A 24,424-nucleotide genomic window follows, 5' to 3' on the forward strand; every position below is an offset into this window, starting at 1 on the left:
TAGTTATTTAGTTGCTTTTTTTGTGCCGTAAAAGTAGAGTGAGTGGTTTGTGATTTCAATATCAAAAACCTCTTCTATCGTTTTTTTAATCGATTGAATTCTTGGATCACAGAACTCGATGACTTCTCCTGTATCTGTAAGAATAACGTGATCGTGTTGCTTATCAAAATAAGATTTTTCATAATGTGCTTGGCTTTGCCCAAATTGGTGTTTTCTTACCAATGCACACTCTAGAAGTAATTCTATGGTATTGTATAGCGTTGCCCTACTAACACGATACTTTTTGTTTTTCATGTTTAGGTACAGCGACTCAATGTCAAAATGTACATCACTGTTATAAATCTCTTGTAGAATAGCGTAACGCTCAGGCGTTTTACGATGTCCTTTACTTTCTAGAAACTTAGTAAAGACATTCTTTACAATTTCCTGGTTTTTTGAATCTGTTTTTACACTCATAATTTCGGCGTAAATTTACACTTTTTATACTCTTTTAACCTTATCAATTCCATTAATTTTTTTAAGGTTATCCATAAGTTTTGTTAATAAGTTTTTGTTTTTGACAACCACATTAATTTTTCCTGAAAAGATACCATCATCACTTTGAAAGCTAATGCTTTTCATGTTCACATTCATGTTTGCTGAAATCATTTTAGTAATATTATTTACTAACCCCAAATTGTCAATACCTGAAAGTATGATTTGTGCAGAGAAATCTTGCTGACTAGAGTCTATCCATTTTGCAGATAAAATTCTATATGCATAATTAGATTGCATACTTACGGCATTTGGGCAATTCTTTTTATGTACTTTAATGCCTTCGTTTATTGTTAAGAATCCAAAAACAGAATCTCCAGGAATAGGATTACAACAGACTGCTAATTTGTAGTCTAGTTTTTCTTCCTCTTTACCAAAAACGAGTAAATCGTATTTATTTGTAATTTCGTCTTTTTCAATTTCTTCTTTAGTAAGCGGAACTTTTCTAGAAATTTTATTCTTTATATAACTAACAAAAGCATTACTTCGAGACGAAGCATATTCCTTTAACATGATGTTATCTATAGCTCCAGAACCGACACGGTAAAATAAATCTAAACTTGTTTTAAGTTTAAAATGACTTACCATCTCGTTGATAGAATTTTCATTTAAAGTGATTTTAAGTTGTTTTAATTTACGTCTTAAAATCTCTTTTCCTTCTTCGGCTACCAGTTTTGTGCTTTCTTTTAAAGCCGTTTTAATTTTGCTTCTAGCTCTTGCTGTGGTTGCATAGTCTAACCAGTTAGGATTAGGTTTAGCACTTTCTGAAGTCAATATATCTACTTGATCGCCACTTTGTAATTCATGACTTAAAGGGACTAGTTTTCCATTTACTTTTGCGCCTCTAGTTTTCATACCAACTTCTGTATGTATGTGAAAAGCAAAGTCTAAAGGAGTAGCTCCTTTTGGTAAGGATTTTAAATCTCCTTGTGGTGTAAAAACAAAAATTTCTTTAGAATACAGATTGAGTTTAAACTGCTCTACAAAATCTACGGCATTTGTACCATGGTTTTCTAAAGCTTCTTGTAATTTATTAATCCAAGAGTCCAAACTATCTTCTTCTTTTTCGTCCTTATTTTTGTATTTATAATGTGCAGCATATCCTTTTTCTGCGATTTCATTCATTCGTTCACTTCGGATTTGCACTTCTACCCAACGACCTTTTGGTCCCATTACGGTAATGTGTAATGCTTCGTAACCTGTAGATTTTGGTGAGGAAATCCAATCTCGAAGTCGTGTAGGATTCGGTCTAAAATGATCGGTTACAATGGAATATATTTTCCAAGCTAGAAATTTTTCGTTAGCAGCATCACTTTTATAAATAATACGAACTGCAAATTTATCGTACACTTCATCAAAGGAAACACCTTGATTCACTATTTTTCTTCGGATAGAAAAAATAGATTTAGGTCTTCCTTTTATATCGTAATTCAGGTTTTCTTTATCTAATGAGTTTTTTATTACATCATTAAATTCTTTAATATATATATCTTGTTCTTCTTTGCTTTCTTTTAATTTAAGCAAAATGTCATTATAGACTTCAGGTTCTGTGTATTTTAAACCAAGATCTTCCAATTCGGTTTTAATGTTGTAAAGTCCTATTCTGTGGGCTAATGGCGCATAAATATAAAGGGTTTCGCTTGCAATTTTAACTTGTTTGTCTGCTCGCATAGAATCCATAGTTTGCATATTATGCAATCTATCTGCTATTTTAATAATGATAACACGAACGTCATCATTAAGTGTGAGTAGCATTTTTCTAAAATTCTCTGCTTGCATAGAAACATCCATGTCTTTATTAAGCGAAGAAATTTTTGTGAGTCCGTCTACAATTTTAGCAACCGTTTCCCCAAAAAGCTGTTCGATATCTTGAATCGAATAATCGTCATTGTCTTCTACCACGTCATGCAACAATGCGGCGGCAATAGAAGTTGCATCTAAGCCAATCTCTTGTGCTACAATTTTAGCGACCGCAATAGGATGAAAAATATAAGCTTCCCCAGATTTTCTGCGTTGTTCTTTGTGTGCATCTACGGCGACTTCAAAGGCTTTACGGATTAGTTTTTTATCTTCAGTACTAAGCGTTCTGTAGCTTACCTTAAGCAATTCTTTATATGCTTTGGTAATGGCTGCGTTTTCTTTTTCTATTTCTGCATCTGTCATAAGTACTAAAAATAGTATAAAGAAAATTAATGCACAACCCTTTTTTGTTTAAAGTTGCATGCGATTACTATATTCATTTTTTAGTCCAGTAGATTCTCTGAGGTTTTGAAAATCTTGTAGCTAAAATTTGCTGAAAACCTACAAGGTTTTGAAAACCTCGCAGGAAAGTGATAAAGAAAATTAAATTTTGATTTAAAAAGTGGACACCATTAACAGGAGGGAATTATTTTCTCAAATTCTGAATTCTCTTTAATAAAGAAGGATGGGAATAATGCATAAATTCATACGCTTTATGCGGCGTTAAATTACTCAAGCTGTTTTTAGATAGCTTTTTAAGGGAAGTAATTAATGGTTCGGCTTTATAGGTGTTTTTTGCATAATCATCTGCTTGGTATTCAAATTTTCGGGAAAACCAATTCATTAATAAACCTGTAATTTCGGAAAGCGGACTATATAAAATTCCGAAGGCAATTAATCCAATATGAAAACTAGGAATCTCAACACCTAAAGCTTGTGATAGTATAGGTTTTGAAATGAATAAGGAAAGTATAAAAAGTGTAAAACCAGTTAGTAAAACGGAAGCTATCAAGTTAAATATAATGTGTTTCTTTTTATAGTGGCCAACTTCATGCGCAAGCACAGCAACTATTTCTTCTTCGTCTAGATCGTTAATCAACGTGTCATATAAAGTGACGCGTTTTTCGCTACCAAATCCAGAGAAATAAGCATTTGCTTTGGTGCTTCTTTTAGAACCATCAATAACAAAAATTTTATCTAAGGTGAAACCAACCGTTTTTGCATAGGCTGAGATTTTATCGCGCAGACTGCCATCTTCTAAAGGCGTTTGTTTATTGAATAATGGCACAATTAGTTTGGCGTAAAACATATTCATAAAAACGGTGAAAGCAGTAACTAAAGCCCAGGCATATAACCAGAAATATTTTCCTGTAGATTGGTAAAACCAAATAATTGCCGATAGAATAAGACTTCCAACAATCGCCATCATGAACCATCCTTTTATTTTGTCTAGCCAAAAGGTTTTTTTTGTGGTTTTGTTGAATCCAAATTTTTCTTCAATAACAAATGTTTTATAATAGGAAAAAGGTGTGGTGAGAATATCGCTTCCAATCATTATGATTCCGAAGAAAATTAATGCAACTACAATTGGGTTTTCAGAATAACTTCTTGCTATATTATCCATAGCTTCAAAGCCATCAAAAATTAAAAAAGCTAAGGTTAAAAGCATGGAGAATGTAGAAGTTAAGATTCCGAATGTATAATTCGTTTTCTTATACTCTTGCGATTTATTATATTCGTTAGTATCATAAACATCTTGTAGCTCTTCAGGAACGATATCTTTATAATGTTTAGCGTTTAAGGCGTCTAGCGTTTTATCGATTATAAAATCGATAATTAAAATAGCAAGGATAATATAGAAAAGTGTAGTAGGTGTCATGTTCTTTTTTTGTGTTTTTGCGAGGCGTTTTTAAAACGACGTGGCAATCTGTTTTATTTTAGGGGACTGCTTCGTTTTTCGTAGAGATTATTTATTTAAAACCTCTTTGTCTTTTCGCTTCAAAAATTAATATCCCAGCTGCAACGGAAACATTCATAGAATCTATTTCTCCTTGCATGGGAATTTTAATATTTTGCTTAGATGCTTTTCGCCAAGCATCGCTTAATCCATCTGCTTCTGTACCAACCACAATAGCGCAAGCTTTGGTGTAATTTTGTTCGTGGTAATTTACTGCTTCTTGCAAAATAGCGCTATAAATAGCGATGTTGTTTTTGTCTAAAAAAGATATGATTTCCTCCGTAGTTCCTGTCGCAATTTGGTTTGTAAATAAACAGCCAACACTAGATCGAATAATATTAGGATTGTATAAATCGGTTTTCGGATTTGCAATAATTACAGCATCTACATTTGCAGCATCTGCAGTACGTAAAATGGCACCAATATTTCCGGGTTTTTCTGGAGCTTCTGCAATTAGAAGTAAAGGGTTTGGTGTGTTAAATTGTAGACTTTCAATGCTGTGTGGTTTGTTTTTGGCTATAGCAATAATACCTTCCGTAGTACTTCGATATGCTAATTTTTGATACACGTCTTTGGAAACTTCTATAATTTCAGCTTTAGAAAGATCTAGTGTGTTTAATCTTTCTTCCGAAAATAATTCCTTAAAAAATAATATAGTTTCTATTTCATACTTTCCTTTAATCGCTAATGAAATTTCCCGTTCGCCTTCAATTAAAAACAACCCAGATTGTTTTCTGTTTTTAGACTTATCTTTTAAAAGAACTAGCTCTTTTATGTAAGCATTTTGTGTACTTGTTATTTGTTTGAAATCCATTAATTTACCTATATTGTAAGCACAAATTTACACTATTATGAATAAAAAATTACTTTTATTACTACTTACCGTTTTATTTAGTTTAAATCATTATTCGCAATCTTCTTTTATTTCTCAAGAGACAGATTGTAGTACTGGTTGTTCAGATCTTACAATTTACCCTTTAAATATAGAAGCAACTTTAGATTATAATGTCGCTAGTATACCTTTTAATCCTCCATCCAGTTTTGATGGTTTAGATTCTGGAACTTCTTTAAATTTAGATGATACATGGAGTGGTATTCTTAATCTTCCATTTGATTTTTCATTTTATGGGGATACGTATAGTGACCTAATAATTGGAGGTAATGGTGTTGTTTCATTTGATACTTCTAAGGCTAATGGTTTTAATGGTTGGTTGTTTTCTGAGACTTTACCAAATAATACGAATACGGCATTGAGTGATGCTAATATTTTTGGTGCAGCACATGATATGGATGCTAGTGTTAATGGCGAAATTGCTTACGAGGTTAAAGGTACGGCTCCTTTTAGAGTCTTTGTAGTTAGTTTTTTGGATATGGCACATTTTTCTTGTAATGATTTAAGAACAACGCAAATGATTGTGCTGCATGAAACTACAAATGTTGTTGAAGTATACCTTTTAAACAAACCATTTTGTGCTGGTTGGAATAATGGAAATGCAGTTGTAGGGATTCAAAACCCTGAAGGTACACAAGCGGTGGTTCCTCCAGGAAGAAATACAGGAGCATGGTCTACACAGTATGAAGCATGGGGATTTTTTCCTTCAGGAAGCATATTAGGAAATACATATGCTTGGTATGATCAAGATGATGTTTTAATTAGTAATAATGAAACTATTAATGTTTGTCCAATAGTTGATGAAACATTTACTGGAGAAATTACATTTATAGATCCTAATACTGGTTTACCTGCAACAATAGAAGAAGATATACTTATAACAGTTGATTGCCCAGTGATTCTACCAAACTGTGATGCTGTTTTAATAGCACCTGAAAATAATTTTCAAGATGCTGATTTAGAGGCGGATTTGAGCTGGACTTTTGCGAGTCAATATGTTACAGGATATAGAATTTCAATAGGAACTACTTCCGGAGGTACTGATGTTGCGGATAATGTAGATGTTGGGCTGGTAACAACTTATGATCCTGGTACTTTAGAATATGAAACTACTTATTATGTAACCATTGTACCTTATAATGATGATGGACCAGCAACGGGATGTGTTGAAGAAAGTTTTTCAACAAGAAATAATCCAATTCAAATCATTGATTGTGCTGTTAATGGAGTAGTCAATACTGTTTTTTGTTATGATAATGCTGATAATAGACAATTCTCATTTCAAACTGCTGATGGTTCACAATTAAAGTTGTTTTTTAATTCTGGACTAACAGAAAATAATTTTGATGAACTTATTGTATTAGATTCAGATGGTGTAACAAATATTAATGCAGAAACACCTTATGGTGTTGAAGGAAACTTAACAGGATTAATGTTTACATCTACTGGTGATTCTATTACAGTAATGGTGTCTTCGGATTTCAATTCAACTCTTTGTGATGATGACCCTTGGGATTTTACAGTATCTTGTCTTGGTGAGCTAGATTATATAGAAGTTAATGCTTTTGTAGATGAGAACAGTAATTCAGTTCTTGATGATATAGAATCCAATTTTAGTGAAGGAGTATTTACTTATGAAGTTAATAATGATGGTAGAATAAACTATGTTAATTCGTCTACAGGTAATTTTTTAATTCCAAATTATGATAATACTAATACCTATGATATAAGTTTTACAATGTATGATAGTTATGAAACCTGTTTAAATCAAACATTCACACTAGTTGAGAATGTTTCAATTGCAGAATCTGATACGGTTCATATTGATTTTCCTTTAACAATTAATCAAGATTGTAACGACATTAATGTGTCATTGCTATCATTTATACCACCAAGACCAGGGCAGAACTATACCAATAAAATGATTATTGAAAACCTAGGAAGTACATCTGTTTCTGGTACTGTTGAGTTTACGCATGATACATTCGTAACATTAGTTAATGTGCTGAATTTAGATTCAGGAAATACTGTAACAAATACAGGAACTGGCTTTATTTTGGATTTTAATAACTTACAACCTGGAGATCAGGAACATGTTTCAATTATCTTAAATATTCCTACTAATTTAACTATTGGTGATTTAGTTACTAATATAGTTGTTTATGGTATTGATGATATTGATAACGATAACAATGAATCTATATTAACTGAAGCAGTAGTCAATTCTTATGATCCTAATAATAAATTGGAATCTCACGGAAGTGAAATACCATTTGAAAGTTTCACCAGTGAAGACTATCTATATTATACAATTAACTTTCAAAATATTGGTACAGCAGAAGCTATTGATATCAGAATAGAAGATTTGTTAAATGAAACAATAGATGCAAGTACATTTAAAATGTTAAGCGCAAGTCATGATTATGTGCTAATACGTAAAAGTAATAAATTAGTGTGGAAATTTAATGACATTAACTTACCAAGTGAAAGTATGGATGAACCAAATAGTCATGGTTATGTTTATTTCAAAATAAAACCAACAAGTGGTTATACTCCAAATTCATTTGTATCAAATATCGCAGATATTTATTTTGATTTTAATGATAGAATAACGACTAACCGATTTGTAAATGAGTTTGTTGCAACCTTGTCTGTAGATGCTTTGCCCTTTTCAGAATTTAGTATTTATCCAAATCCAGCAAATAGTACTGTAAATATTCAGTTTAATAACGCTGTAGCGGAAGATTTTTCGGTAAGCATTTACAACCTACAAGGTAAATTAATAAGAGCACCTCGAGTGGTTACTAATGAGAATAAGATTACTTTTAATGTATCTAATTTATCACAAGGAATGTATTTTGTAGAACTGAAAAGCAAAACATTTAAAAGGATGGAAAAACTAATTATTGAATAAGTATATACGTTAAATTTAAGTTATAAAAGCTTCCGTAATTCGGAAGCTTTTTTTGTAATGTTTATTTTCGCTTTTCGACATAGCTACCAACTAAAAATCTATTTGATGAAAAACTACATTTTTGCAATTGCCTTATTAATTACATTTTCGGCATGTAAACAAAACACAAAGACAGAAGAAGCTACAGAAAGTGTAGAAGAAGTAATAGTAGAAAATCCAGCAGTTACCTATCCAGAAAATCTGACTAAAGTATTTGATGCGCATGGCGGAATGGACACCTGGAAATCTATGAAATCCTTAGCTTTCACTATGGAAAAGCCAGACGGAAAAGAAGTGATAACCACAAACTTAATTTCAAGAGAAGGATTGGTAGATAACCCAAAAGAAAGTATTGGTTTTGATGGTGAAAAAGCATGGTTTGTAAATAAAACTGAAGGAGATTATAATGGGGCAATGGCTAAATATAAGTATAACTTAATGTTCTATTTCTATGCGATGCCTTTTATTCTTGCCGATGACGGAATTAACTATGCAGATGCAGAACCTTTAGTTTATGAAGGGATAACATACCCAGGAATTCAAGTAACCTATAACGCAGGAGTTGGTGAAACTCCAGAAGATCGTTACGTGTTATATTACAACCCTACAACATATCAAATGGAATGGTTAGGCTATACCGTTTCTTTTGTTCCAGGAATTGATACCAAAGAATTGCACTTTAGAAGATATAGTAATTGGCAAAAAGTGAATGGTTTATTATTGCCTAAAACAAGTGTGAATTATGGTTTTAAAGACGACAAACCAACAGAAGCTACAAAGAGTACAGATTTTATAGAGGTTCAAATTACAGATGCAGCTATGCCATCTAGCACATTTGCTAAACCTGAAAATGGAGAATTTTCAAACTAAGCGTTCTTTTAAAGCACATAAAAAAAGCGAACATTATATAATGTTCGCTTTTTTTTATGTGCTATTTTTAAGTTTAAAATTACAAAGAATTAGGTTCAATAGGTCTATGTAAACCAGGAATTTCTAACATCACCTTGCGTAATTCGTTTTTTAAAGTGTAACTAGTAAAATCTGGATAAGCAGTAAGCCTATTAAAATTTTGTGGTGTAAATACTAAGTTGCCAGTTGGTATTGCTTCAAAATTTTTAAAAGGTGCAGTGGTTTTTAAATTGGTTTCTAAAACCAGAATTTTTTCAAAAGTATAGCTGTCAAAAAAAGAATAACTCTTTTTATCTATTTTCTTTAGCTCTATGGTTTGTGCAAAAGAAATAGCACTAATAAAAAGGGAGACTAATAATAATGTCTTTTTCATAACCTATGATTTTTATTGTACTAAGATACAAGAATTAATTATATTTTACTATCCTGATAATTAACCAGTAAGGCAACCACATAACTATAGCTTTTCATTCCGCCTTGTTGGTTGTTTGCTTTTAAAAAGTTGGTGTACACAAGTTTAAAAATAGGCTCTGTTATGTTTTGGTAACTTTGCCAGAAATCTTGTGTTTCTTGATAGTTCTTAATAATTCCGAGGTTAATAGTATCTAATAATGCTTCGTAAGCAACAGGATCTCTTCGGTATACCTCCAATAAACAATGTTTTAATCCGAAGGTAAAACCAGAATACTTAAAGTAGATATCCGGATTGTTGGTTGCTGCTAAAAATCCAATAAAATTAGCTTCGTTTTCTGCAGCATAACCCAATTGATGCGCAACTTCATGCGAAGCGGTTGTTGGAAATTTATACTTAGGAATTAATGCATCTACTTGCGCTTCATTGGTCAACGGATTTAAATATCCCGAAAATCCCATGTATGTTAATGGGATGCTAAATAAGGATTTTTTTATACTCTTCGGATGGTATTTTAGATGCGGAAAATCTTTCTCTAAAACAGTATAACCATTGGGGACTTGTTGTAATAATTCGGATTTACTATACGGTATTTCTACCTGTACAGTATCGTTTTTTGTGATTTCTAGATGTAAAGTATTCGATTTTTTAATGAGCTGTTTGGTAACGGAGATTAATTTTTCGGTAGTATAATCTGCTTCTAGATGGAGGTTTTTATGTAATGGCAATCGGTAATAATTCATTGCCCAAAAAAGATGAAAGGCAAAATAGATAATGGAAACTGCCGCAAAAACATCTATACACCAGTTTTTAGTATCTTTTCTAATTCTTCGTCTGTTTTTAATAAACCATCGAAGGATAAATATAATAGAAAACGCATAGAATACATCGCCAAATGAAAATGGAATCCATCCTAAAGTATATCTCAAAAGTTTCGAAATTATAGGGTATAAGCCGTTGCTGTAATATTTCTCAATAAATTCAGGATAATTAGAAAGTAACCGTACCATAAAGTAAACTGGTACTAAAGAAAAAGCAATATAGGGTTTTGGGTTTTTCAGCATCTTTCAAAAGTAAGCAAATGTTTGTAAAAGACTATTCGTATCTTTGCACTTTCAAAAATATATACAAATGAATTCAGAAATAAGACAACTAGAACCACAACAACTTTGGAATAAGTTTGCAGACCTTAATGCAGTGCCAAGAGCATCCAAAAAAGAAGAACGTGTTATTGCGTTTATGAAAGATTTTGGAACCAAACTTGGTTTAGAAGTTATCGAAGATGAAGTTGGTAACGTAATCATTAAAAAGCCAGCAACTTCTGGAATGGAAGATCGAGTTACCATCGTTATGCAATCGCATTTAGATATGGTACACCAAAAAAATAACGATACCGATTTTGATTTCGATACGCAAGGAATTGATATGTATGTAGAAGGAGATTGGGTTCGTGCCAAAGGAACTACGCTTGGAGCAGATAATGGCTTAGGTGTTGCAACTATTATGGCCATTCTAGAAAGTACAGATATTGCACATCCTGCAATTGAGGCGTTATTTACTATTGACGAAGAAACAGGAATGACAGGAGCAATGGGTTTAAAAGGAGGATTGCTGGAAGGCGCAATCTTATTAAACTTAGACACAGAAGAAGATGATGAAATTGGTGTTGGTTGTGCCGGTGGAATCGATGTTACTGCAACTAGAGAATATAACGTAGAAGAAACTCCAGAATTTAAAACCGGTTTTGCTATTACCGTAAATGGTTTGCAAGGTGGACATTCTGGAATGCAAATTCACGAGGGTTTAGGGAATGCGAACAAAATTATGAATCGTGTTTTATTTGACGGATTTGAAAACTTTGGTTTACGTATTTCTGAAATTGATGGAGGAAGTTTGCGTAATGCAATTCCGAGAGAAAGTAATGCAATAGTTGCTATCGATGCGGTGCATGAAGCTGCTTTTATTGCAGAAATGGAAGCAATGGCAAAAACCATTAAAACCGAATTAAGAACGATGGAACCGGATTTAGAAATTACAGTTTCTAAAACAGAAACACCAGAAACTATTATGGATCTTGGTGTTCAAGAAGGGATCACAAGAGCTATTTATGCCGCTTGTAATGGGGTGTATAGAATGAGTGCAGAGATTCCTGGTTTGGTAGAAACATCCAATAACATTGCGAGAGTAATTATTAAAGATGGAGCTATTAAAATAGGATGCTTAACACGTAGTTCTGTAGAAAGTGCTAAAGATGATCTAGCAAATTCACTTCGTGCAACTTTTGAACTTACAGGTTGTGAGGTAGAACTTTCGGGAGATTATCCTGGTTGGGCTCCAAATATGGATTCTTCTATATTAAAAGTATTAGATGCTTTATATGAAAAAATGAATGGCGAAAAAGCACATGTTGCTGCTTGTCACGCCGGATTAGAATGTGGTATTCTTGGAACGCATTACCCAGAAATGGAAATGATTAGTTTTGGACCAACTATTAAAGGAGCACACTCTCCAGATGAAAGAGCAAGTATTTCTTCTGCTCAAAAATACTGGAAGTTTGTTTTAGAGATTTTGAAGGAGATTCCTAAAAAATAAGGATAATATAAATATAGTATAAAAAAAAAGCAGCTCATCGAGCTGCTTTTTTTATGTAATTGATTCTGGGTTATTATTCAATTCCCATAATCTCTAAATCAAAAACCAAGTTTGTGTTTCCTGGTATTGGTCCCATGCCGTTTTCACCATAACCTAAATAGCTAGGTATAAAAACGTGTGCTTTGTCACCAACATTCATGTTAAGCATCGCTTCTCTAAATCCGGGAACAAGTTGTGCCGTTTCATTATATATCATAGCAAAAGGTTTGTAGCCTTTAGCTTTATCTCGTTGCTCATTGTATTGGTCATTGTCTTTTGCAACTTGCGCCCAACTAGTGTCAAATAATTTGCCGTCTTCAAAGAATCCAGCGTAATTAACTAAAACTTTATCTGTAGAGGTTGGTTTTACACCATTTTTAGCTTCATCAATAATCATAACTAAGCCAGTAGGAAGTGTTTTAATAGTTCCTTTTAAACTTTCGTTCTTTTTCAAGAAGTTTTCTGTTGCTTGTTTCGCTTCTTCTTTTAGTTTTTCTTCTGCTTCTTCTTTAAGTCTTTTTGTGTTTTCAGCAATTTTAGGTAATTCTTCTGTGTACACTTTAGGAGCGTCAAAAGCTTTTGCAGCCTTCCCTTTTCTTATAATGTTAAGCTCATTAATAACCACGTCAATAAAAGGTTTGTTGCTTGGTTTTTCTGTTTTTACGTTAGAAATACTGTCTTGCACATCTAACCCTAAAACTACTTCACCAAATACAGCGTGACAACTAACTCTTGGATTGTCACATTTTTTTAAGTTTCCTTGTGCATCAAATGCATCTAAGTTTGGTGTAGGCCCTTCCGTTATAAAAAACTGACTACCATTTGTATTCGCACCAGAATTTGCCATAGATAAGATTCCTGGTTTGTTATGTCTTAAATCTGGATTAAATTCATCTGTAAATTTGTATCCAGGATCTCCAGATCCAGTTCCTGTAGGATCTCCTCCTTGAATCATAAATTTATCGATAACTCTATGGAAGATAATACCGTTATAATATCTTTTTCCTTTTAAAGAATCTGTAACGTTTGGATGTGTTCCTTCTGCTAGAGCAACAAAGTTTGCAACTGTTACAGGTGCTTGTTCAAAATATAATTTAGCAACCATAGTACCTTTGTTGGTTACAAATTCTGCATAAAGACCATCTTCAAGATCTGGATATTTATCTTGGCAAGAGGTAATACTTAGCAAAAGTGCTAGAATAAAAATTTTCATAGTTTGTTTTAAAAAATTCATATTAATTAGATTGATTTTGGGTTATTGAATTTACAGTTACTTCACATATTAATGGTATACTAGTGCCTATTCTATTATTATCTCCATAATAGCCATATGCTTTTGGTGATGGAAAAAGAAAAGTAACGGTTTCGCCAGTTTTCATAAGTTTTAAACCTTCACGTAAACCAGTGAAAAGTTCTTGCTTATCCATTGCGTAGTTTTGTGTTCTTAACTCTTCTTTAGTATAGATTAGTTTTCCGTTTAAAGACTTCACATTATAATTAAAATTTACAATATCACCAAAATTTGGTTTTATTAAACTGTCTTGTACTTTGGTATTGTAATAATACCAAAAACCACTTTGCGAAGCGATATAATTATTCTTCGGATTTTTATCCATAATAGCTTCTATACGTACTTGTTCTTTAGCGTATAGTTCTTTGTTTCTTGCAACCGATTCTTCAATAAAAGAACCAGAAGTTGCAGAAATAGGTCTTCGTGCTTCTGGTGATTTACACGAAACTAATAGAATTAAAATACAAGGTATTAGTAAAAACTTATTCATTGTTTAAAGCCTTTTTATAGCTTGGTAATATACTAATAAATTTTTCAACGGTTTCATTTAAGTCAGTATCGCTTTTACCTCCAGCAGCATTAGTATGTCCGCCTCCAGAAAAATGTGCTCTTGAAAATTCGTTTACAGAAAAGTCTCCTTTAGATCGTAAAGATATTTTAATAATATTTTGCTTTTGATCTTCTATAAAAATAGCTGCAAATATGATGTTTTGCAGGGATAGCGCATAGTTAACAAATCCTTCGGTATCTCCTTTTTTATAATCAAAGTTGTTTAATTCTTGTTGAGAGAGTGTTATATATGCAGTTCTATATTCTGGTAAAACTTTTAAATTACTTAGGGTGCAACCTAATAATTGTAATCTGTTATAGCTATTTGTATCATAGATAGCATTGTGTATTTCCGCGTTTTTAGCGCCTTTCTCTATTAGGTCGGCAATGACTTTATGTGTTGTAGATGTGGTAGAAGAAAACCTAAAAGAACCAGTGTCTGTCATAATTCCGGTATATAAACAGGTAGCAATATCTGCGTCTATCTTATTTGCATCGGCTAACATATCTATAAAATGATACACCATTTCACAAGTAGAACTCATACTTACATCACTATAGGTATATAAAGCATAATCATCTGGTTGTTGGTGATGATCGATCATTATTTTTATAGCTTCACTTTTAGCAAGAACAGGCTCCATATCCCCAGTCCTGTTTAAAGCATTAAAATCTAATGTGAAAATAATTTCGGCTTGATGAATTAAGGTTTCACTCTCCTCCGTTTGCGTGTCATATTTTAAAACAGTGGCTTCGCTTGGCATCCATTTTAAAAAATCTGGGTAATCATTCGGAGCAATAACGCGTACCTCATGATTGTATTTTAAAAGATATAAGTATAAGCCTAATGTAGAACCAATTGCATCTCCATCTGGGTTTTTATGAGGAACAATCACAATTTTTTTAGGAGATTGTAGTAGTGCTTTTATGTTAGTAATGTCTTGTTTTTTCATAGGTAGCGAAGATACAATTTTTTAGTAATGGATTATATGGTTTTTAGGAAGAAATACATTACTTTTGCAAAAAAAAAAATATTATAAAAAATGGCGACAAATAGAACATTTACAATGCTTAAACCAGATTCTGTTGAAAAAGGGAATATTGGTGCAATTTTAGAAAAAATTACTGCTTCAGGATTTAGAATCGTAGCATTAAAATTAACACACATGACAACTACAGATGCACAAGCGTTTTACGCGGTACATAACGAACGTCCTTTCTTTGGGGAATTAGTGGAGTATATGACACGTGGACCAGTTGTAGCAGCAATCTTAGAAAAAGATAATGCCGTGGAAGATTTTAGAACTTTAATTGGAGCTACTAATCCAGCAGACGCAGCAGAAGGTACTATACGTAAACTATATGCAGCATCTATTGGTGAAAATGCAGTACACGGAAGTGATAGTGATGAAAATGCAGCTATTGAAGGTGCTTTCCATTTTTCTGGAAGAGAAATGTTCTAGAAAATTTATATACACATATTAACAAAAAGCCTGCAATTTGCAGGCTTTTTTTGTTTCTGTAAGCCAGCTAACAATAAAATTAAAATAACTGTAGTATATTTATAAAAAAAAAGACAATGAAGAAATCTACTAAACTTTTATTCGTTTTATTCTTGCTAGCCATTACTGCATATGCGCAAGAAACACAAAAAAGCATTACCGCTTTTGTACATGAAACGAATGCAAGTGTTACTGTAAATGAAAATACACAAATTGCAAGCTTTATTAAGTTTCAACAGACTAATCCTTTAGATGTAGAAGGTATAACATTAGAGGCAAAAGCATTTACTTTCTTAGAGAAATATAAAGCGATATTTAATATAAAAAAGGTAAGCGAATCTTTTGTCGTAGACGGGTTAATAACAGATAATTACGGATGGAAACAGCTAACATTAAATCAAGAGTATCATGGTGTTCCTGTATATGACGGTAAATTAAAGTTTCATTTTAATATCGAAAATAAGTTAACTGCTATTAATGGGAATTATATACCAAACATAAAACTGAACGCGACGCCAACTATATCTGCAGCAACGGCTAATCGATTGGCAATGGAAGTTGTTCAAAATCAAAAAATAAATGGCTCAGGAGTACCTTTAAAAGTAAATAAAAACACATTATATGTTTTTCAAAAAGGATTAGCACAAGGGAATTTTACCTCAAAACATCTTGTTTATGAAGTAGAAGTTCGAAATGATAAAGATGTAAGAGAGTTTGTTTTTGTAAATGCACATACGCAGGAAACTGTAGAACAATTCACAGGAATGGCAAATGCATTACATAGAATTGTTTACGAAGACAATACGGGGAATACTGTTTGGGAAGAAGGGGATGTCTTACCAGGCACATTAACGAGCTGGCAAATAAATGAGGTGGAAACTTCAGCACAAGTATATCATTTGTTTAACCATACTTTTGGTTTTGATTCTTACGATGGTAATGGAGCACAAATGAGAACCGTAAATAACGATCCAGGTGTAGCAAATGCAAGTTGGAATGGTTCTACAACCAACTACCGCGATGGTACCGCTGCAGATGATGTAATTGCACATGAATGGGGACACGCATATACGGAATTTACTAGTGGTTTAATTTATGCTTGGCAAGCTGGGGCAATTAATGAGTCTTACTCCGATATTTGGGGTGAAACGGTAGATTTAATTAATAATTATGAGGATGAAGGAGAAGATCTTTCCTTAAGAACCGATTGTGGTAGTTCCTTGAGATGGAGAATGGGAGAAGATGCTTCCTTCTTTTCTGCGCCAATACGTGATCTTTGGAATCCTAATTGTAATAATGCTCCGGGAAAAGTTACAGATGCTAATTATCATTGTGCAGATAGTGATTCTGGAGGTGTACACGTTAATTCGGGAGTGCCAAACCATGCGTATGCATTATTAGTAGATGGAGGAACCTATAATGGACAAACCATTAATGGTATTGGCTTTACTAAGGCTGCTCATATTTTTTGGAGAGCACAAAGTACATACCTTACAGCTACAAGTGATTTTACGCTGTTAGCTAATGCTTTAGAGGCTGCTTGTACCGATTTAATAGGAATAAATCTAGAAGGACTTACAACAACCAGTACGCCGGCTGGGCCTTCTGGTGAAATAATTACAACGGCAGATTTCGATGAATTAGTAAAAGTTTTAGTAGCAGTAGAGCTGCGTGTTTTTCCAGATCAGTGTGGCTTTGTGGCAATTTTGGTAGAAACACCAGAGTTATGTGAAGCAGCAATCAATAATCCAGTGTTTTTTGAAGATTGGGAATCTGGTTTAGGAACTTGGATAGTTACAGAATTACCAAGTAATCCTGCTACTTGGGAGTCTAGACCTTGGGCGATAAGTGCTAGTTTACCAAACGGTAGAGTAGGACAAGCCGTTTTTGGTGTAGATCCTGTAAATGGAGATTGTGGTGCAGATTTACAAAACGGAATAATTAGACTAGAAAGTCCATTAATTACATTGCCAGATTTTACAGATGGTATTTATGAAATGGCTTTTGATCATTATGTGGCAACAGAGTCGCAATGGGATGGTGGAAATATAAAGTATAGTGTAACCAATGGTCTTCTTTGGGATACTTTACCAAGTACTGCATTTACACATAATACATATAATAATTCTTTAAATATTACCGGGAATGATAATCCGATGCAAGGTCAGGACGCTTTTACAGGAACGAATGGTGGTTCTGTTTCTGGTAGTTGGGGAAAAAGTATTATAGATTTATCAGCGATTGGTCTTGGAGCTAATAGCACTGTTAAATTTAGATGGGAAATGGGTACAGATGGTTGTAACGGTATTGAAGGCTGGTATTTAGATGATGTGGTAATTTATAACTGCTCCAGAATTTTATCTGTTACAGAATTTGAAACATTAAACAGTAGTATCAAAGTGTTTCCAAATCCTTCTAAGGGATTATTTACATTACTAAAAACACAAAACATAGATTTAAGTACGGCAAGTATTCATGATATTAATGGAAGATTTATTACACAAATAGATTTAGCGAATATGCAAATGCAAAAAGATGTTAATATATCTAATCTAGCTGCAGGTATTTATTTTATGACTGTTGCTTCGCCAGAAAGTAAAACGGTTATTAAGCTTGTTAAAGAGTAGTTGCATTATAATGATTAAAAAAAGCACAGCTAGCAATGGTTGTGCTTTTATTGGTTATTTACACAAGAGATAATGAAAACTAAGTTACATATATTTAAAGTGGTTGCAAAGCACTTGAGCTTCACCAAAGCAGCAGAACAATTATTTGTTTCCCAACCTGCGGTTTCTAAATCCATCAAAAATTTAGAGGAAGAATATAAAACAACCTTTTTTACCAGAAAGAGAAACTCGATAGAACTCACAGCAGAAGGGAAGGCTTTTCTTGTGTATACCAACAGGATACTCGCTGTTTTTTCTGAAATGGAGGAACAGTTTCTACACAAAAAAGACGTTTTTCCAGAGGTTATTGAATTAGGAGTTAGTACAACCTTGTCCAATTATATAATCCCTAAAATAATAGCAAAGTTTAGAGTACAGTTTCCGCAAACAAAATTTAAAATAATAAGTGATAATTCAGCGCATATTGAAGATTATATTCTGAATGAAGAAATAGATTTTGGAATTACGGAAGGTAGTATATCCAATACTAAATTACATTTCGAAAAATTTATTAAAGACGAAATTGTATTGGTAACTAATGTGAATAATACTCTTTTTAAGAAAGGAAGCATTACTATAGAAACACTACAGGAAATTCCTATTATTGAACGAGAAAAAGGTTCTGGAACAAGAGCTATTATTGATAAGTTTCTATTACAAAATAATATAAAAAGTCTTAATAGTGTGGTGTCTTTAAATAGTACGGAAGCGATTAAAAACTACCTGTATCATTCTGATCATTTTGCACTTTTATCTATTAATGCCATTCATAACGACTTAGTGCATAATAAATTAAAAATAATTGACATTAAAGATTTATCGATCGAAAGGTGGTTTTACTTCATAAAAAGAACAGGCTTTCAATCCAAGACTATAGATTACCTAGAAAATTTTATCCGCAACAACTATAACTTTTAGTTATGCTTAATAACTAATTAATTTGCTTAAAGGTTATTTGTTAGAATTACTTTTGTATCGTAATACTACGAAATGATATGAAAGATTTATTATCAAAAGTTGCCTACCTTCTTATAATTAGTATCGCTTTTTTAGGCGGAATAAATAGTCCAACTGCATTAGTGCTCGGCTTTGTTTTTACATTGGTATTAAATAATCCTTTTCCAACGTACAGTCAGAAGGCTTTTCATCTTTTTTTGAAGATCTCGGTGGTTGGTTTAGGTTTCGGAATGTTTATTAATGAAACACTAGAAACCAGTAAGCAAGGAATAGAACTAACCATGTTCTCTATTTTTTTAACACTCAGCTTAGGATTCTTTTTAGCAAGAATTTTGAAATTAGATTTAAAATTAGCACACCTTATTAGTTGTGGAACTGCTATTTGTGGCGGAAGTGCCATTGCAGCAATTTCACCAGTTATTAAAGCAAAAAGCAAAACGATAAGTATTGCTTTAGGTATTGTGTTTTTTTTAAACGCGGTTGCGCTGTTTATTTTTCCTGCAGTAGGTCATTTTTTTAACTTAACACAGGAGCAATTTGGTTTATGGTGTGCTATTGCTATACATGATACCAGTTCTGTGGTTGGAGCTGCTTTGGGTTATGGAGATGAAGCTTTACGAATAGCGACTACAGTGAAACTAACACGAACCTTATGGATTATACCTTTGTCTATTTTTTCTATGTTTCTATTTAAAACAAAAGGAGAGAAAATAAAGATACCCTATTTTATTCTCTTATTTATAATGGCAATTATTATCAATAGTTACCATGTTTTGCCAGAACCTGCAACTGGTTTTATTGTGCTTATAGCAAAACGATTACTTATAGTAACCTTATTCCTTGTAGGGTCTAATATATCTATTCATGATTTAAAATCTTCAGGTATTAAACCCATCTTATTCGCATTTATATTGTGGTTATTTATTTCTGTTTTCTCTCTACTTTATATTTTAAACTAAAAAACAGATTAGATGTGCAGAAGATAACAAAAACAAGAAGTATAGAAACAAAAAAACGCAACCATCGGGTTGCGTTTTTGTTCTAAAAAGATAAGCTTATAAATTATATAACTTTAACGTTTATTGCGTTTAATCCTTTTTTTCCTTCTGTTAATTCGAACTCAACGTCATCGCCTTCACGAACTTCATCGATTAATCCCGAAATGTGAACAAAATGTTCTTTGTTTGAACCTTCTTCTGTGATAAAACCAAATCCTTTGGCATCGTTGAAGAACTTTACTGTTCCTTTACTCATGGTAATGTAATTTATTGTTAATACTAACTGTAATACAAAGATAATGCCAATAAATTAAATAAGCTATATTTATTTGTTAATTATCTTAAAACCAGTTTTTTAATGATCTCTTTTCCTAAGCTTTCATTAAGCATTCTAATTATTTTTTCCTTACCATAACTCAATTCTTCTCTTAAAACACTAGAACTTAATTGTATATATAACGTTTCGCGTTCCAATTGTACTGCTGTTGTGTAGTTGTTTACACCATTTCCCATTAGGTTTGCCCAAGCGTCTGCTACATTAACTTTGTCTAAACCACGTTCTAATTTATTGGTTTCTACAAATTCTTTTAAAGCATCGGATATGCTTAAATTTTCATTATTACGTTTTGCCATGCTCACTTCCCACGAAAATGGGACTCTCTTTTTAATTAATTCTTATTTATTTCACCTAAATCTAAAGGTTGGTAGCGTTTGTATAAATATACGTCCTTATTCTGGTTTATTATTTTTAACTGCGTCTTAGTTGCTAAAAGAATAGTTTCTTTCCAAGTAGCAAAAGGAGTAGTGTAGTATACGTTTAAACTATCGTTTTCTATAACAACTCGCATCCTTTCTACATCTTTGGAGGTTTCAAAAGTGCCAAGAAAATTAGGCTTTAGTTTTTTTCTGATACCAGTTAAGCTATCGTTTATTTCAAAATAGTCAATAGTATCATTATAATTATAGTCCTTTTTGCTTCCGTCATGCAATGTAACTTCATCAATTTCCCAGTACCCATTTACATGTGTTATAAAGGTTTCCGGATTTGAAGAACAGTTAAAAAGGAGTACAGTTAATAGTATTAATGTGTAGTTTTTCATAATCTAAAAATTTCAAAAGATTGGTGTACTTGTTTTACAGCGTTTTCGGTTCGTTCTGCATGTGTGTCACTAATAAATAGTTGTCCGAAGTTCTCATCATCCACTAATTTAATAATTTGAGCAACACGCTGTTCATCTAACTTATCAAAAATATCATCTAAAAGTAGAATTGGGTTTACGCCACTTTGTTTTTTTATAAAATCAAACTGTGCCAACTTTAAAGCAATTAAAAATGATTTTTGCTGTCCTTGACTCCCAAACTTTTTAATGGGATGTTCTGCAATATTAAAAACCAAATCGTCTTTATGTATACCTGTACTTGTATATTGCAAGGCTTTGTCTTTATTTATAACGCGCATTAAAAGCGTGTTGAGGTCTGCTTCAAATAAATCACTTTTATATACCAAATCTACACTTTCGTTATTATTGCTAATTGCTTCGTAACGCGATTTAAAAATAGGAATAAACGCTTGTAAAAAAGCATCTCTCGATTTAAAAATCCGAGTTCCGTAATCGGTTAATTGGTTATTATAAATTTCAAGAGTATCTTGATTATAGGTGTTATTAAGCGCAAAATATTTTAATAAGGAATTTCTTTGTGCTAAAATCTTATTGTATTTAATTAAATCTTCTAAATACGTCTTATCACTTTGTGAGATTACACTGTCTATAAATTTACGTCTTGTGTCACTTCCTTCCGTAATTAAATCTCGATCTGCTGGTGAAATAATGACCAAAGGAAGAAAGCCAATGTGCTCGCTAAACTTTTCGTAGGCCTTATTATTTCGCTTAATTACCTTCTTTTGACCTTTTTTTAAGCTAATTGCAACTTTTTCTGTGTTATTTTCTTTTTCATAATCACCATTAATCACAAAAAACTCTTCGTTGTGTTTTATATTTTGAGATGCAATAGGATTAAAATAACTTTTACCAAACGAAAGATGGTAAATAGCATCTAGTATATTCGTTTTACCCACGCCATTGTTGCCAACAATGCAATTTATTTTCTCGTTAAAGGAGAAAGAAATGCTGTCAAAATTCTTATAATTAAGTAAAGAAAGTGATTTTAAAATCATAAAAAAGTTAGATAAACGGAATTCTAGAAGTTGTTTTCTTAAAATGTCTTGCAAAATATTGAAAAATAACAAATAAATAAACCTTATTTGTGAAGAAAAATTTTATTTTTGCCACGCAATAATTAACAAAATAATGGCTACATACAAGAAAAGAGGATATAAACCGAAAACGAAAGAAGAAGAAGTACATGTTGAAGAGGAAAACTCAACAACTGCTGAAGTCTTTAATACATTAGATGAAACAGCTTCTAAAACCGAAGACTGGGTGATCAAGAACCAAAAATACATTTTTGTAATAATTGGTATTGTAGCTATTGGTGTTTTAGGATATTTAGGTTATAAAGAATTTGTAGCTAAACCAGGACAAACAGAAGCGATGAACGATATGTTTCAAGCGCAAAAGTATTATAATGAAGCCGTAACAGGAACCGAAAAGGATTCTTTATTTAATTTAGCATTGAATGGAGGAGAAGGTAAATATGGTATGTTAGATATTATATCCGAACACAGCGGAACAGAAGCTGCTAACCTTGCAAACTATTATGCAGGAATGGCGTACTTAAACCAAAAAGATTACAAGAATGCAGTTTCGTATTTAGGTAATTATAAAGGTAAAGACGAAGCTACTGGACCTATTGCTAAAGGAGCAATTGGAGATGCTTTTGTACAATTAAACCAAAAAGAAGATGCTTTAGGTTATTATGTGCAAGCTGCTCAAATGCGTAACAATGAATTAACAACACCAATGTACTTATACAAAGCGGGAATTACTGCTTTAGATTTAGGAAAAGCTGGTGAAGCGTTAAAACATTTTAATAAAATTAAAGAAGAATATCCTACTGCTACCGAAGCTTCAAATATTGATGTATTTATAGGTAAAGCAGAAGTGTTGGCTACTAAATAAATAACCGCTTTCGCGGAAGAAATATGGCAACAGTAAATAAAAATTTATCCGATTACGATAAAAACACAATCCCAAACGCGAAAAATTTTCGGTTTGGGATTGTTGTTTCAGAATGGAACGATAACATCACCGAAGGCTTATTTAAAGGTGCTTTGGATACACTTATTGAAAACGGTGTAGAAGAAGAAAATATACTCCGTTGGAATGTTCCTGGTAGCTACGAGCTTATTTTTGGAAGCAAAAAAATGCAACAGTATAATGTCGATGCTGTAATTGCAATTGGTAGTGTGATTCAAGGCGAAACGAAACATTTCGATTTTGTTTGTGAAGCCGTTGCTCAAGGTATTAAAGACTTAAACGTCATACATGATGTTCCTGTGATTTTCTGTGTGCTTACCGATATGAATATGCAGCAAAGTATCGATCGTTCTGGTGGAATTCATGGTAATAAAGGTACAGAAGCTGCTGTAGCTGCAATTAAAATGGCTGCTTTAAATATACTTTAGTTTTTAATATTCCGTTTCTCTTTAACAACATAGCAACAGAATACATAAGGAATTCGGGACTTTTCTATACTGATTTTTTAGTTTCTATATGGAAGGCTGTGCTTTCCGTTATTCCTGAATAATACCTCCATAAACAACGCTGTAATTTCGCACCTTCACATCTTTCAAACAAAACGTTTGCAGTGCTAGTATTTCGTTTTCCTTAAAGAATTTTACTACATCTGTCTTCTAACTTCTGTTTCCTAACCTGTTTGTTAACAATTTTTAGCATTTCGAAACCAATATTTCCTTGTAAATTAAGTAAATTTGAGGGTAACATACACTTTTAACTTTACAGTGAATTTATTTAATCAACGCAGAAACAAATCGTTTAGTTATACACCTAAACACCAGAGAGAACAGGAGCAAACCGAAAAAGAAGCGCTAACTTCCAAATGGGATGCTATTCGAGGAACATCAAAACGGAAAGGAAGTTTTCTTTCTAGCTTAACAGTTATGGTGTTGTTTTTGATAGCTATATTGGTATTGTTATACATTTTAAGTAGTTACTAATAAAGCAAAGCTTATGGGCATTTTTAAAACAAAACAAAACAGAAAGTTTGATTATACACCTCAATACTTTAAAGGGGTAGGGAATCCGTATGAAATTAAACACAAATTTGATGACCAAAGGTCAACGGTTGGTAGTCAGGGAGGAATTAAAACAAAACTAGTTTCTGCACTTAACGACTATAAAAACAACGAAGATAAAAGCGCAAATAAACGTGTTTTAATTATTCTTGCTATCCTCATATTTGTATTTTTGTTTATTATAGATTTTGACGTATCTATATTCTTTTCAAAATAA

The 24,424-nt window shown here is 32.5% G+C and carries 23 protein-coding genes; 10 read left to right on the forward strand and 13 right to left on the reverse strand.

Annotation, left to right across the window (positions count from 1 at the left end; all coding sequences use genetic code 11):
- Positions 1–3 precede the first annotated feature (3 nt).
- The 4 genes from ACVCZW_RS05295 to ACVCZW_RS05310 form a co-directional block, all read right to left on the reverse strand.
- A complete protein-coding gene (locus tag ACVCZW_RS05295; protein ID WP_452228848.1) occupies positions 4–456 on the reverse strand; it encodes a Fur family transcriptional regulator in 453 nt (150 codons plus the stop codon).
- Between the two features lie 24 nt (positions 457–480).
- Positions 481–2,697 (reverse strand): RelA/SpoT family protein, encoded by a 2,217-nt coding sequence (locus tag ACVCZW_RS05300; RefSeq protein WP_452228847.1) that lies wholly within the window; start codon positions 2,695–2,697, stop codon positions 481–483.
- Positions 2,698–2,920: 223 nt separating this feature from the next.
- Positions 2,921–4,153, reverse strand: a complete 1,233-nt coding sequence (locus tag ACVCZW_RS05305) for a M48 family metallopeptidase (protein WP_452228846.1) — start codon at positions 4,151–4,153, stop codon at positions 2,921–2,923.
- Between the two features lie 91 nt (positions 4,154–4,244).
- Positions 4,245–5,045, reverse strand: coding sequence for a TrmH family RNA methyltransferase (locus tag ACVCZW_RS05310; protein ID WP_452231843.1), 801 nt, complete (start codon positions 5,043–5,045; stop codon positions 4,245–4,247).
- A gap of 37 nt (positions 5,046–5,082) precedes the next feature.
- On the opposite strand from ACVCZW_RS05310, the gene ACVCZW_RS05315 reads away from it, so the two are divergent.
- A complete protein-coding gene (locus ACVCZW_RS05315) occupies positions 5,083–8,037 on the forward strand; it encodes a T9SS type A sorting domain-containing protein (protein WP_452231844.1) in 2,955 nt (984 codons plus the stop codon).
- A 105-nt stretch (positions 8,038–8,142) separates the two neighbouring features.
- Positions 8,143–8,946 (forward strand): DUF6503 family protein, encoded by an 804-nt coding sequence (locus ACVCZW_RS05320; protein WP_452231845.1) that lies wholly within the window; start codon positions 8,143–8,145, stop codon positions 8,944–8,946.
- 79 nt (positions 8,947–9,025) lie between these two features.
- Here the strand turns inward: ACVCZW_RS05320 and ACVCZW_RS05325 are convergent, their stop codons facing one another.
- Together ACVCZW_RS05325 and ACVCZW_RS05330 are read right to left on the reverse strand one after the other, a co-directional pair.
- Positions 9,026–9,358: a hypothetical protein gene (locus tag ACVCZW_RS05325; protein WP_452228842.1), complete on the reverse strand. Its 333-nt coding sequence runs from the start codon at positions 9,356–9,358 to the stop codon at positions 9,026–9,028.
- A 38-nt stretch (positions 9,359–9,396) separates the two neighbouring features.
- Positions 9,397–10,461, reverse strand: a complete 1,065-nt coding sequence (locus tag ACVCZW_RS05330) for a DUF3810 domain-containing protein (protein WP_452231846.1) — start codon at positions 10,459–10,461, stop codon at positions 9,397–9,399.
- 67 nt (positions 10,462–10,528) lie between these two features.
- Between ACVCZW_RS05330 and ACVCZW_RS05335 the strand changes: the two genes are divergently transcribed.
- Positions 10,529–11,989 carry an aminoacyl-histidine dipeptidase gene (locus tag ACVCZW_RS05335; protein ID WP_452231847.1) on the forward strand — a complete coding sequence of 487 codons (1,461 nt, stop codon included), beginning with the start codon at positions 10,529–10,531 and terminating at the stop codon, positions 11,987–11,989.
- A gap of 73 nt (positions 11,990–12,062) precedes the next feature.
- On the opposite strand, the gene ACVCZW_RS05340 is transcribed toward ACVCZW_RS05335, so the two are convergent.
- Genes ACVCZW_RS05340 through ACVCZW_RS05350 form a run of 3 tightly spaced genes read right to left on the reverse strand, consistent with a single transcriptional unit; the run spans position 12,063 to position 14,821 of the window.
- The gene (locus ACVCZW_RS05340; RefSeq protein ID WP_452228840.1) at positions 12,063–13,241 is read right to left on the reverse strand and encodes a peptidylprolyl isomerase; all 1,179 of its coding nucleotides are present in this window, start codon (positions 13,239–13,241) and stop codon (positions 12,063–12,065) included.
- 22 nt (positions 13,242–13,263) lie between these two features.
- Positions 13,264–13,809, reverse strand: a complete 546-nt coding sequence (gldI, locus tag ACVCZW_RS05345; protein ID WP_452228839.1) for a gliding motility-associated peptidyl-prolyl isomerase GldI — start codon at positions 13,807–13,809, stop codon at positions 13,264–13,266.
- Positions 13,802–14,821 (reverse strand): DHH family phosphoesterase, encoded by a 1,020-nt coding sequence (locus ACVCZW_RS05350; RefSeq protein WP_452228838.1) that lies wholly within the window; start codon positions 14,819–14,821, stop codon positions 13,802–13,804. Before ACVCZW_RS05350 ends, gldI begins: the two co-directional genes overlap by 8 nt.
- A 90-nt stretch (positions 14,822–14,911) precedes the next feature.
- On the opposite strand from ACVCZW_RS05350, the gene ACVCZW_RS05355 reads away from it, so the two are divergent.
- The 4 genes from ACVCZW_RS05355 to ACVCZW_RS05370 all read left to right on the forward strand — a co-directional run bounded on the left by ACVCZW_RS05355 (position 14,912) and on the right by ACVCZW_RS05370 (position 19,952).
- Positions 14,912–15,331 carry a nucleoside-diphosphate kinase gene (locus ACVCZW_RS05355; protein WP_452228837.1) on the forward strand — a complete coding sequence of 140 codons (420 nt, stop codon included), beginning with the start codon at positions 14,912–14,914 and terminating at the stop codon, positions 15,329–15,331.
- 116 nt (positions 15,332–15,447) lie between these two features.
- Positions 15,448–17,997 (forward strand): M4 family metallopeptidase, encoded by a 2,550-nt coding sequence (locus tag ACVCZW_RS05360; protein ID WP_452231848.1) that lies wholly within the window; start codon positions 15,448–15,450, stop codon positions 17,995–17,997.
- 72 nt (positions 17,998–18,069) lie between these two features.
- Positions 18,070–18,954 carry a LysR substrate-binding domain-containing protein gene (locus tag ACVCZW_RS05365; protein ID WP_452228835.1) on the forward strand — a complete coding sequence of 295 codons (885 nt, stop codon included), beginning with the start codon at positions 18,070–18,072 and terminating at the stop codon, positions 18,952–18,954.
- A 77-nt stretch (positions 18,955–19,031) separates the two neighbouring features.
- On the forward strand, positions 19,032–19,952 hold the full coding sequence (locus ACVCZW_RS05370; RefSeq protein ID WP_452231849.1) for a YeiH family protein: 921 nt from the start codon (positions 19,032–19,034) through the stop codon (positions 19,950–19,952).
- A gap of 103 nt (positions 19,953–20,055) precedes the next feature.
- Here the strand turns inward: ACVCZW_RS05370 and ACVCZW_RS05375 are convergent, their stop codons facing one another.
- The 4 genes from ACVCZW_RS05375 to recF all read right to left on the reverse strand — a co-directional run bounded on the left by ACVCZW_RS05375 (position 20,056) and on the right by recF (position 22,167).
- Positions 20,056–20,247 carry a cold-shock protein gene (locus ACVCZW_RS05375; protein WP_452228833.1) on the reverse strand — a complete coding sequence of 64 codons (192 nt, stop codon included), beginning with the start codon at positions 20,245–20,247 and terminating at the stop codon, positions 20,056–20,058.
- Positions 20,248–20,327: 80 nt separating this feature from the next.
- Positions 20,328–20,624: a DUF721 domain-containing protein gene (locus ACVCZW_RS05380; protein ID WP_452231850.1), complete on the reverse strand. Its 297-nt coding sequence runs from the start codon at positions 20,622–20,624 to the stop codon at positions 20,328–20,330.
- Positions 20,625–20,659: 35 nt separating this feature from the next.
- Positions 20,660–21,091, reverse strand: coding sequence for a hypothetical protein (locus ACVCZW_RS05385; RefSeq protein WP_452231851.1), 432 nt, complete (start codon positions 21,089–21,091; stop codon positions 20,660–20,662).
- Entirely contained in the window at positions 21,088–22,167 is a 1,080-nt protein-coding gene (gene recF, locus ACVCZW_RS05390) for a DNA replication/repair protein RecF (protein ID WP_452231852.1), read from the reverse strand. Before recF ends, ACVCZW_RS05385 begins: the two co-directional genes overlap by 4 nt.
- Positions 22,168–22,300: 133 nt before the next feature.
- On the opposite strand from recF, the gene ACVCZW_RS05395 reads away from it, so the two are divergent.
- The 3 genes from ACVCZW_RS05395 (at position 22,301) to ACVCZW_RS05405 (ending at position 24,424) form a co-directional block, all read left to right on the forward strand.
- The gene (locus tag ACVCZW_RS05395; RefSeq protein ID WP_452228829.1) at positions 22,301–23,071 is read left to right on the forward strand and encodes a tetratricopeptide repeat protein; all 771 of its coding nucleotides are present in this window, start codon (positions 22,301–22,303) and stop codon (positions 23,069–23,071) included.
- Between the two features lie 23 nt (positions 23,072–23,094).
- The gene (gene ribH, locus ACVCZW_RS05400; protein WP_452228828.1) at positions 23,095–23,577 is read left to right on the forward strand and encodes a 6,7-dimethyl-8-ribityllumazine synthase; all 483 of its coding nucleotides are present in this window, start codon (positions 23,095–23,097) and stop codon (positions 23,575–23,577) included.
- Positions 23,578–24,142: 565 nt separating this feature from the next.
- On the forward strand, positions 24,143–24,424 hold the full coding sequence (locus ACVCZW_RS05405) for a riboflavin synthase subunit beta (protein ID WP_452228827.1): 282 nt from the start codon (positions 24,143–24,145) through the stop codon (positions 24,422–24,424).

The sequence above is a fragment of the Lacinutrix sp. MEBiC02595 genome, from assembly GCF_053601555.1.